General features: G+C 65.2%; 6 protein-coding genes and 1 pseudogene. All 7 read left to right on the top strand.

Going from position 1 to position 8,953, the window contains the following annotated elements:
• On the top strand, positions 1–897 hold an 897-nt coding region (locus LAO51_18680; protein MBZ5640768.1), incomplete at its 5' end, for an acetyl-CoA carboxylase biotin carboxylase subunit.
• A 309-nt stretch (positions 898–1,206) separates the two neighbouring features.
• A complete protein-coding gene (gene pilB / locus LAO51_18685; protein ID MBZ5640769.1) occupies positions 1,207–2,922 on the top strand; it encodes a type IV-A pilus assembly ATPase PilB in 1,716 nt (571 codons plus the stop codon).
• A gap of 50 nt (positions 2,923–2,972) precedes the next feature.
• Entirely contained in the window at positions 2,973–4,106 is a 1,134-nt protein-coding gene (locus LAO51_18690) for a type IV pilus twitching motility protein PilT (protein MBZ5640770.1), read from the top strand.
• A 25-nt stretch (positions 4,107–4,131) separates the two neighbouring features.
• Positions 4,132–5,334 (top strand): type II secretion system F family protein, encoded by a 1,203-nt coding sequence (locus LAO51_18695; protein ID MBZ5640771.1) that lies wholly within the window; start codon positions 4,132–4,134, stop codon positions 5,332–5,334.
• Positions 5,335–5,381: 47 nt separating this feature from the next.
• Positions 5,382–7,073: a PAS domain-containing protein gene (locus LAO51_18700; GenBank protein ID MBZ5640772.1), complete on the top strand. Its 1,692-nt coding sequence runs from the start codon at positions 5,382–5,384 to the stop codon at positions 7,071–7,073.
• Positions 7,070–8,554 carry a sigma-54 dependent transcriptional regulator gene (locus tag LAO51_18705; GenBank protein ID MBZ5640773.1) on the top strand — a complete coding sequence of 495 codons (1,485 nt, stop codon included), beginning with the start codon at positions 7,070–7,072 and terminating at the stop codon, positions 8,552–8,554. Before LAO51_18700 ends, LAO51_18705 begins: the two co-directional genes overlap by 4 nt.
• Before the next feature lie 201 nt (positions 8,555–8,755).
• A pseudogene (locus LAO51_18710) lies at positions 8,756–8,845 on the top strand (prepilin-type N-terminal cleavage/methylation domain-containing protein).
• Positions 8,846–8,953: the final 108 nt, after the last annotated feature.

Consider the following 8,953-nt stretch of genomic DNA (forward strand, 5'->3'; position numbering starts at 1 on the left):
GTGCTGATCAAAGCCTCCGCGGGTGGCGGCGGCAGGGGAATGCGGATCGTCCCGACGCCCGCCGAGATGGGGCGCATGCTCGATGCTGCGCGCTCGGAGGCCGGGGCCGCTTTCGGCGTCCCCGACGTCTACCTCGAGAAGTACCTGCCGGACCCGAGGCACGTGGAATTCCAGGTCCTGGGCGACACGCACGGGAACCTACTGCACCTGTTCGAGAGAGAGTGCTCGATCCAGCGCCGGCACCAGAAGCTGCTGGAGGAGTCCCCCTCGACGGCGCTCGACGCGCCGCTCCGAGTCCGGATGGCCGCTACCGCGCTCGAGGCGGCCCGGGCGGCGAGCTACGTGAACGCAGGGACGGTCGAGTTCCTGCTCGACGACCGGGGGGACTACTACTTCATCGAGATGAACACGCGCATCCAGGTCGAGCACGCCGTCACCGAAATGGTGACGGGGATCGACTTGATCAAAGAGCAGATCCGGATCGCCGCGGGTGAGCCGATCTCGTTCATGCAGGAAGAGGTCGCGGTGTCCGGTCACGCGATCGAGTGCCGCATCAACGCCGAGGATCCGGACACCTTCACGCCGAGTCCGGGGAAGATCCGGTCGCTCCACCTCCCGGGAGGGCCGGGAATCCGCGTGGACACCGCGTGCTACGCCGAGGCGGTGGTTCCGCCGCACTACGACTCGATGATCGCGAAGGTGATCGCACACGGGAACACGAGGGGAGAAGCGATTCTCAGGATGCGACGAGCGCTGGAATCGTTCGTCGTCGAGGGAATCAAGACCAACGTCAAGATGCACCAGCGGATCCTCACCGACGAGGATTTCGTTCGCGGCCGGGTGTCCACCCGATTCATGGAGCGCTTCGCCCCCGCGAAGAAGAGCCCCGCTGCCTGACGCCTCCGTCGCTCCCGCCGATCCCGCCGCGACGAGCGTCGCTGAGACCGTCAGCTTCTCAGATAAGTCCCGCGCCCTCCGACGGTTGGAGATCCCGGAATCTCCGGAAATAACCCCGGAAACCCGCCTGTAAGTGTTGGAATTTGTCACCCAGGTGGCTTCCTTGACAATTATTTTCACGGAACCTACATTCGGGATGACTTCGGTAAGAAGTCTAGATGTACGTTGATGATATTGCATATTCATGTAGTGCACATTGAGTATTTGGCAATGTGCGCCCGGCACGGCGTCAAGGGGGCCTGAGGGTCGATGGCGGTCAAACTGGGAGAAATGCTCCTCAAGGCCGGTCTCATCACCCAGGACCGACTTCAGGAGGCGCTCGAGGCCCAAAAGAAAAACGGGGGGAAGCTCGGCTACAACCTCGTCAAACTGGGATACGTCAAGGAAGACGAGATCACGCAGCTGCTCTCCGAACAGTACGGCGTCCCTTCGATCAACCTCCGCCACTTCGAGATCGACGAGTCGGTGATCAACCTGATCCCTTCCGAGGTGGCGCAGAAGTACCTCGTCCTGCCCGTCAATCGAACGGGGGCGACGCTGACCATCGCCATGGCGGACCCCACGAACGTCTTCGCCATGGACGACATCCGATTCATGACCGGCTACACGGTCGAGCCGGTGGTGGCCAGCGAAATCGCGATCCGCGAGGCGATCGAGAAGTACTACGGATCGACCCACGCCCTCGAGCTCAAGAAGGTCATGGACGAGATGGCCGAGGCGGAGGCCGAGGCACTCGAGCTTCTGGAGGACGAGGAGGAGATCGACGTCCACCAGCTCGAGGCCGCGACCGAGGAGGCGCCGGTCGTCCGCCTCGTGAACATCATCCTGACGGACTCGATCAAGAAGAGCGCCTCCGACATCCACATCGAGCCGTACGAGAAGGACTTCAGGGTGAGGTTCCGGATCGACGGCGTCCTGTACGAGATCATGCACCCGCCGCTCAAGCTCAAGGACGCCATCACCAGCCGCCTCAAGATCATGGCCAAGCTGGACATCTCCGAGAAGCGGCTCCCCCAGGACGGGCGCATCAAGATCAAGATGAAGCTCCAGGGGAAGACGAAGGAGATGGACTACCGAGTCTCGGTGCTCCCCACGCTGTTCGGGGAGAAGATCGTGCTCCGGCTCCTCGACAAGGACAATCTGGTGCTGGACATGACCCGGCTCGGTTTCGAGCCGGAGTCGCTCTTGAAGTTCGAGCGGTCGATCCTGAAGCCGTACGGCATGGTCCTGGTGACCGGTCCCACGGGCTCCGGCAAGACCAACACCCTCTACTCCTCCATCGCGAGGGTGAACACGCCGGAGACGAACATCATCACGGCGGAAGACCCGGTGGAGTTCAATCTGCACGGGATCAACCAGGTGCAGATGAAGGAGCAGATCGGCCTGAACTTCGCTACCGCGCTGCGGTCGTTCCTTCGCCAGGACCCGAACATCATCCTGGTGGGCGAGGTCCGCGACTTCGAGACCGCGGAAATCGCGGTCAAGGCGGCGCTCACCGGGCACCTGGTCCTGTCCACCCTCCATACCAACGACGCACCCTCGACCATCAACCGGCTGATGAACATGGGGATCGAGCCTTTCCTCGTGGCGACCTCGGTCAACCTGATCTGCGCCCAGCGCTTGGTGCGAAAGATCTGCAAGGAATGCAAGGACGAGATCCACATGCCCACCCAGGCCCTGGTGGACGTGGGGTTCTCGCTCGAAGAGGCGCCGCGCCTCAAGCTGTTCAAGGGAAAGGGCTGCGCCAACTGCAACAACACCGGTTATCGGGGTCGCCTCGGCCTCTTCGAGGTCATGGAGATCACCGACGAGATCCGCGAGCTGATCCTTTCGGGCGCCTCGGCCATGGAGCTGAAGCGCAAGGCGATCGACGAGGGAATGCTCTCCCTACGCGCCTCCGGCCTGCAGAAGCTCCGCGAGGGCCAGACCACCGTCGAGGAAGTCGTCCGGGAGACCGTGCTCTAGCGATCGCCGCTCCGCTTCGCGCCGGCGACCGCCGTTCCGGAGGAGGTGTCATGGGCGTCACGATGCACCAGCTGCTCAAGACCCTGGTGGACCAGGGGGGAACCGATCTGCACATCACGACGAACTCGCCCCCCCAGATCCGGATCGACGGGAAGATGGTCCCGCTGCAGCTCCCTCCGTTCACCGCGTCCGAGACGAAGCAGCTCGTGTACAGCGTGCTCACCGACAACCAGAAGCACCGGCTGGAGGAGACGCTGGAGCTCGACTTCTCCTTCGGCGTCAAGGGCCTCGCGCGATTCAGGGCCAACGTGTTCTTCCAGCGGGGCGCCGTGGCGGGGGCGTTCCGGACCATCCCATGGGAGATGAGGACCTTCAAGGACCTGGGGTTGGCGGACATCGTCTCCGACCTGTGCGAGAAGCCCCGAGGGCTGATCCTGGTCACGGGCCCCACCGGCTCGGGCAAGTCCACGACGCTTGCGGCGATGCTGGACAAGGTCAACGCCGAGCGGCACGAGCACATCGTGACGATCGAGGACCCCATCGAGTACCTCCACTCCCACAAGAAGTGCCTGGTCAACCAGCGGGAGCTGCACGCGGACACCCACTCGTTCGCCAATGCCCTGCGCTCGGTGCTTCGTCAGGACCCGGACGTGGTGCTCATCGGCGAGATGCGGGACCTGGAGACGATCGAGTCCGCGCTGCGCATCGCGGAGACCGGCCACCTCACCTTCGCGACCCTCCACACCAACTCCGCCGCGCAGACCATCAACCGGATCATCGACGTGTTCCCCGCACACCAACAGTCCCAGATCCGTGCGCAGCTGTCGTTCGTGCTCGAGGGGATCATGTGCCAGGCGCTGCTTCCCCGCGCCAACGGCCACGGGCGCGTCCTGGCCATGGAGATCCTGATTCCCAATTCCGCCATCCGCAACCTGATCCGGGAGGACAAGGTCCACCAGATCTACTCCGCGATGCAGACCGGGCAGACGCACTTCGGGATGCAGACCTTCAACCAGTCCCTGGCCACGCTCTACTTCAAGAAGCAGATCACCCTGCAGCTGGCGATCTCCATGACCTCAAACCCCGACGAGCTGCAGGAGATGATCAACCGGGGGGCGGGCCTGATCCACACCCCCACCACCGTCGCCGCCGCCGCCCAGCGCGGGCCGGCCGCACGGCGCTGACGCCGCGTTCGAGGAGGAACCGAAGATGCCCAACTACTCCTGGAAAGGGAAGACCCGGGCCGGAAAGATCCAGGAAGGGGTCCTGGTGGCGGAGACCAAGGACGCCGTGATCGCCGCGCTGCGCAAGCAGCAGATCATGGTCACCGCGGTCACGGAGAAAGGCAAGGAGTTCGCGCTCCCGAAGTTCGGCGGCGGCATCAGCCGAAAGGAGATCGCGATCTTCACGCGGCAGTTCTCGGTGATGATCGACGCCGGCTTGCCGCTGGTCCAGTGCCTGGAGATCCTGGGCTCGCAGCAGGAGAACCGGACCTTCCAGAAGATCCTGTTCCAGGTCCGTCAGGACGTGGAGTCGGGCTCGACCCTGGCCGACGCGCTCCGGAAGCACCCTAAGGCGTTCGACGACCTCTACGCCAACATGGTGGCCGCCGGCGAGTCGGGAGGTATCCTCGACACGATCCTGCAGCGGCTCTCCCAGTACATCGAGAAGATCGTCAAGCTGCGCGCGGCGGTTCGGTCCGCCATGGTCTATCCGATCGCCGTCATCCTCATCGCAATCGGCGTCGTCTGGATCATCCTCTGGAAGGTCATCCCGACGTTCGCCACCCTGTTCGAGGGGCTGGGGGCGCGACTCCCGCTGCCGACGCGGATCACGATCGGCCTGTCCCATTTCATCGGGGCATGGTGGTGGCTCGTCTTCGCGGCCATCGGTCTCGGGGTCTTCGCCCTGAATCGCTACCACAAGACCTATCACGGGCGACGGGTGCTGGACGGGTTGCTCCTCAAGGCCCCGGTTCTCGGGCAGGTCCTCCGCAAGATCGCGGTGGCGCGATTCTGCAGGACCCTCGGAACTCTCGTCTCCTCCGGCGTGCCGATCCTGGAGGGGCTGGCCATCACCGCGCGGACCGCGGGGAACTCCGTGGTCGAGGACGCGATCATGGCCACGAGGAAGAGCATCGAGGAAGGGAAGACGATCGCGGAGCCGCTGAAGAACACCGACGTGTTCCCTCCGATGGTGGTCCAGATGGTCGCGGTGGGCGAGCAGACGGGCGCCCTCGAGACCATGCTCAACAAGATCGCGGATTTCTACGAGGACGAGGTCGACGAGGCGACGGCGAATCTCCTGGCCCTCCTCGAGCCCATCATGATCATGTTCCTCGGCGGCGTCATCGGCGGCATCGTGATCTCGATGTACATGCCGATGTTCGACCTGATCTCGAAAATCGGCTGAGGCGGGCCGGGGGGCCGACCCCGGACGCCCGGCGGACCGGCGGAGCGATGGACCGGACCGAGATGGAACGACAGCTTCGGTGGCTGATGATCCTGAGGGTCGTCACCGTGACGGCCATCCTGATCTCGGCCTTCGCCATCGAGCTGCTGCTCCGGCCGGGCGAGACCCTGAGGCCGCTGTTCGGGCTGTCGGCGGCGGCGTACGGAATGGTGCTCCTTCACGCGGCGCTCGACCCCTGGCTCAAGGGCCGGATCGTGTTCGCCTACCTCCAGCTCGCGGGCGACAGCATCGTGGTCACCGGGTTCGTCCGGATCACCGGGGGGATCGACAGCCCGATGTCGTTCCTGTACCTGCTCCCGATCATCGTCGCTTCCATGCTGCTCTTCCGCCGCGGCGGGCTGGTGTTCGCCGGCGTCTGCTGGACGATGTACGCGGCGCTGGTGCTGTTCGGCGTGTCGTGGATTCCGTGGGGCCTCCTCGCCCCCTCTCCCCGGGAGCCCGGACGAGCGGTGTACTTCCTGGTCGTCCACCTGGTCGCGTTCGCGGCAGTCGCCCTCCTCGCGAGCTATCTGTCGGAGCGGCTTCGGGCCCAGGGGCGCGAGCTCGCCGAGCGCCGCGGCGCCGTGGTCCGGCTCCAGGCCCTCAACGAGAACATCATCGAGTCGATCAACAGCGGCCTCCTGACCACCGACCTCGACGGCCGGATCAACTTCGCGAATCGGGGGGCCTCCGACATCACGTCGTGGCCCCCCGGCGAAATCGTGGGCCGCTCCTTCGGCGAGTGGATCGGCGAGGGCCCGGGCTTCCTCAAGGCGATCCGGCAGCTCCTTCTGGCGAACCGCCGCTACCGATTCGAGCGCTACTTCGACACCCCCGACGGGAGGAAGATCTTCCTCGGGATCGCGGTCTCGAACCTCCACGACCGGGCCGGGAGCCCCCTCGGCTACATCTTCATCTTCCAGGACCTCACGGAGATCCAGGCCCTCGAGCAGGAGGTGCGTCTCAAGGAGCGCATGGCCGCGCTCGGCGAGATGGCCGCGGGGATGGCTCACGAGCTCCGCAACCCCCTGGCGGCGATCAGCGGGTCGGTGCAGTACCTGAGGGGTCGTCTCGACCCGGACGGGGAGACGAGGGATCTCATGGACATCATCCTCAGGGAGTCCCAGCGGCTCGATCGCGCGATCCGCGACTTCCTGACGTTCGCCCGGCCTGGAACGTTCGCGCCGGAGCGGTGCGACCTGGTGCGCCTCCTCGACGACCAGCTGAAGCTCCTGAGCAAGAGCCGGGAATTCGGCAGGGCCCACCGCGTCGAGACCCGCTGGGCCACCGAGCAGGTCTGGTGCGAGGTCGATCCCAACCGGATGAAGCAGGTGTTCTGGAACCTGGCCACCAACGCGCTCAAGGCGATGCCCGAGGGCGGAAAGCTGACCCTCGCATTGACGCCGCTCAGGGAGCCCGCGCAGGTGGAGATCGTGTTCGCCGACGAGGGGGTCGGGATGGACGACAACGAGGTGGCCGCCTACTTCCAGCCGTTCCACAGCCTCTTCGAGGAAGGAACCGGCCTCGGCGCGGCCATCGTCTACCGGCTCGTGGAGGAGCACGGCGGTCGCATCGGGGTCGAGAGCAGGCCGGGAAAGGGTACGCGCGTCAGGATCCTTCTCCCGGTCCGGTCGTCGGGTGCCGGGGGAACGCGCGCCGCGGAGCGAGAGGTCGCCTGCGCGGAAGGAGCGGGGCGTTGAACAGGATCCTGGTGGTCGAGGACGAGAAGAGCATGCGGGACCTCCTGGCGCTGATGCTGCGCAAGGAGGGGTACGCGGTGGAGACCTCCGACTCGGGGCTCAAGGCGCGCGACCGCATGGACTCCGAGCGGGAAGAGGGAATCGATCTGGTGATCAGCGACATCTCCATGCCGGGGATGTCCGGACTCGATCTCCTGCGTCACGTACGGAAGGGCGATCCCGGCGCGGCGGTCATCCTGATGACCGCTTACGGCTCGAAAGAGACCGCCATCGAGGCCCTGAACGAGGGGGCGCTCTACTACGTCGAGAAGCCCTTCGACCTCGACGAGGTGAAGGCGGTCGTCCGCAAGACCATGGAGCAGAAGCGGCTGGCCGCGGAGAACGAGGCGCTCAAGGTCCAGAACCAGGGGCTGCGCGCCGAGCTCCAGGCGAAGTACCGCTTCGACGGCCTGGTCGGCAGGAGCTCGAAGATGAGGACGATCTTTGACCTCATCGAGCGGGTGGCCACGACCGGCAGTACCATCATGATCTCGGGGGAATCGGGCACCGGGAAGGAGCTGATCGCCCGCGCGATCCACTACAACTCGGGGCGCAAGGACGGCGCGTTCGTCTCGATCAACTGCGGCGCCCTCCCCGACGAGTTGCTCGAGAGCGAGCTGTTCGGCCACATGAAAGGGTCGTTCACCGGGGCGTCGGCGAACAAGAAGGGGCTTTTCGAAGTCGCGAACGGCGGCACGATCTTCCTGGATGAGATCGGGGAGACCTCTCCCGCGATGCAGATCAAGCTCCTCAGGGTCCTCCAGGAGCGCAGGATACGTCGCGTCGGCGGCACCGAGGAGATCGACGTCGACGTGCGGGTCATCACCGCGACGAACCAGGACCTCGACCGAATGGTGCGGGAGAAGCGGTTCCGGGAGGACCTCTTCTACCGCATCAACGTGATTCCCATCCGGATGCCCGCGCTCCGCGAGAAGCCGGAGGACATCCCGGCGCTCGCCGAGCACTTCCTCCAGAAGTACCGGCGCCAGATGGTGAAGGGAGTGGCGGGGATCTCGAAGGCGGCCCTGGAATGCCTCGAGTCGTACCAGTGGCCCGGCAACGTCCGCGAGCTGGAAAACGTGCTCGAGCGAGCGGTGGCCCTCGAGACCAGCGAGACGATCGAGCCTGAGAGCCTCCCCAGGGAGGTGCGAAGCGGCAAGTTCCGCCGGGGCGAGGTGGACGTCGTTCTGCCGGAGTCCGGCATCGACCTCGAGACGCACCTCGAGGAGCTTCGGCGCCGATTCATGATCGAGGCCATGGAGCGGAGCAGCGGCGTCCAGACCCGGGCCGCGGAGATGCTCGGGATGACCTTCCGGTCCTTCCGGTACTTCGGCAAGAAGTACGGACTCACCGTCCGGGACGCGACGCAGGGCGCGGACGCGACGCTCGACACGGTGGACGGAGAAGCGTGGGTGGCCCGGGCCGGAAGCCCGCCGGACTGACGTTCATCGTCACCGCGATCTCTCGGCTGACGAGGATTGGCGGGAGGAAGGACACCCGGCAGCAGGGAGCGCCCGATGCATCGGGGAGTGAATCGAGGAAACCGCTGGGAGGGTGGGAGATGACGGGAAGCCCGTATCGAATTCCCTCGTGGCAGACCGATTGCTATAGATCGTGCAGGACCTGAAAGGAGGCCTTAGGACATGAGCCACCGGACGGCGAAAGGTTTCACGCTGATCGAGCTCCTGATCGTGGTGGCGATCATCGGCATCATCGCCGCGATCGCGATCCCGAACCTGCTGAACGCGATCGACCGCGGCAAGCAGAAGCGGACCATGGCGGACATCCGCTCCATCGGCACCGCCGTGGAGTCGTACGCCATCGACAACAACTACTACCCG

The organism is Terriglobia bacterium (genome assembly GCA_020073205.1).
Classification (GTDB): domain Bacteria; phylum Acidobacteriota; class Polarisedimenticolia; order Polarisedimenticolales; family JAIQFR01; genus JAIQFR01.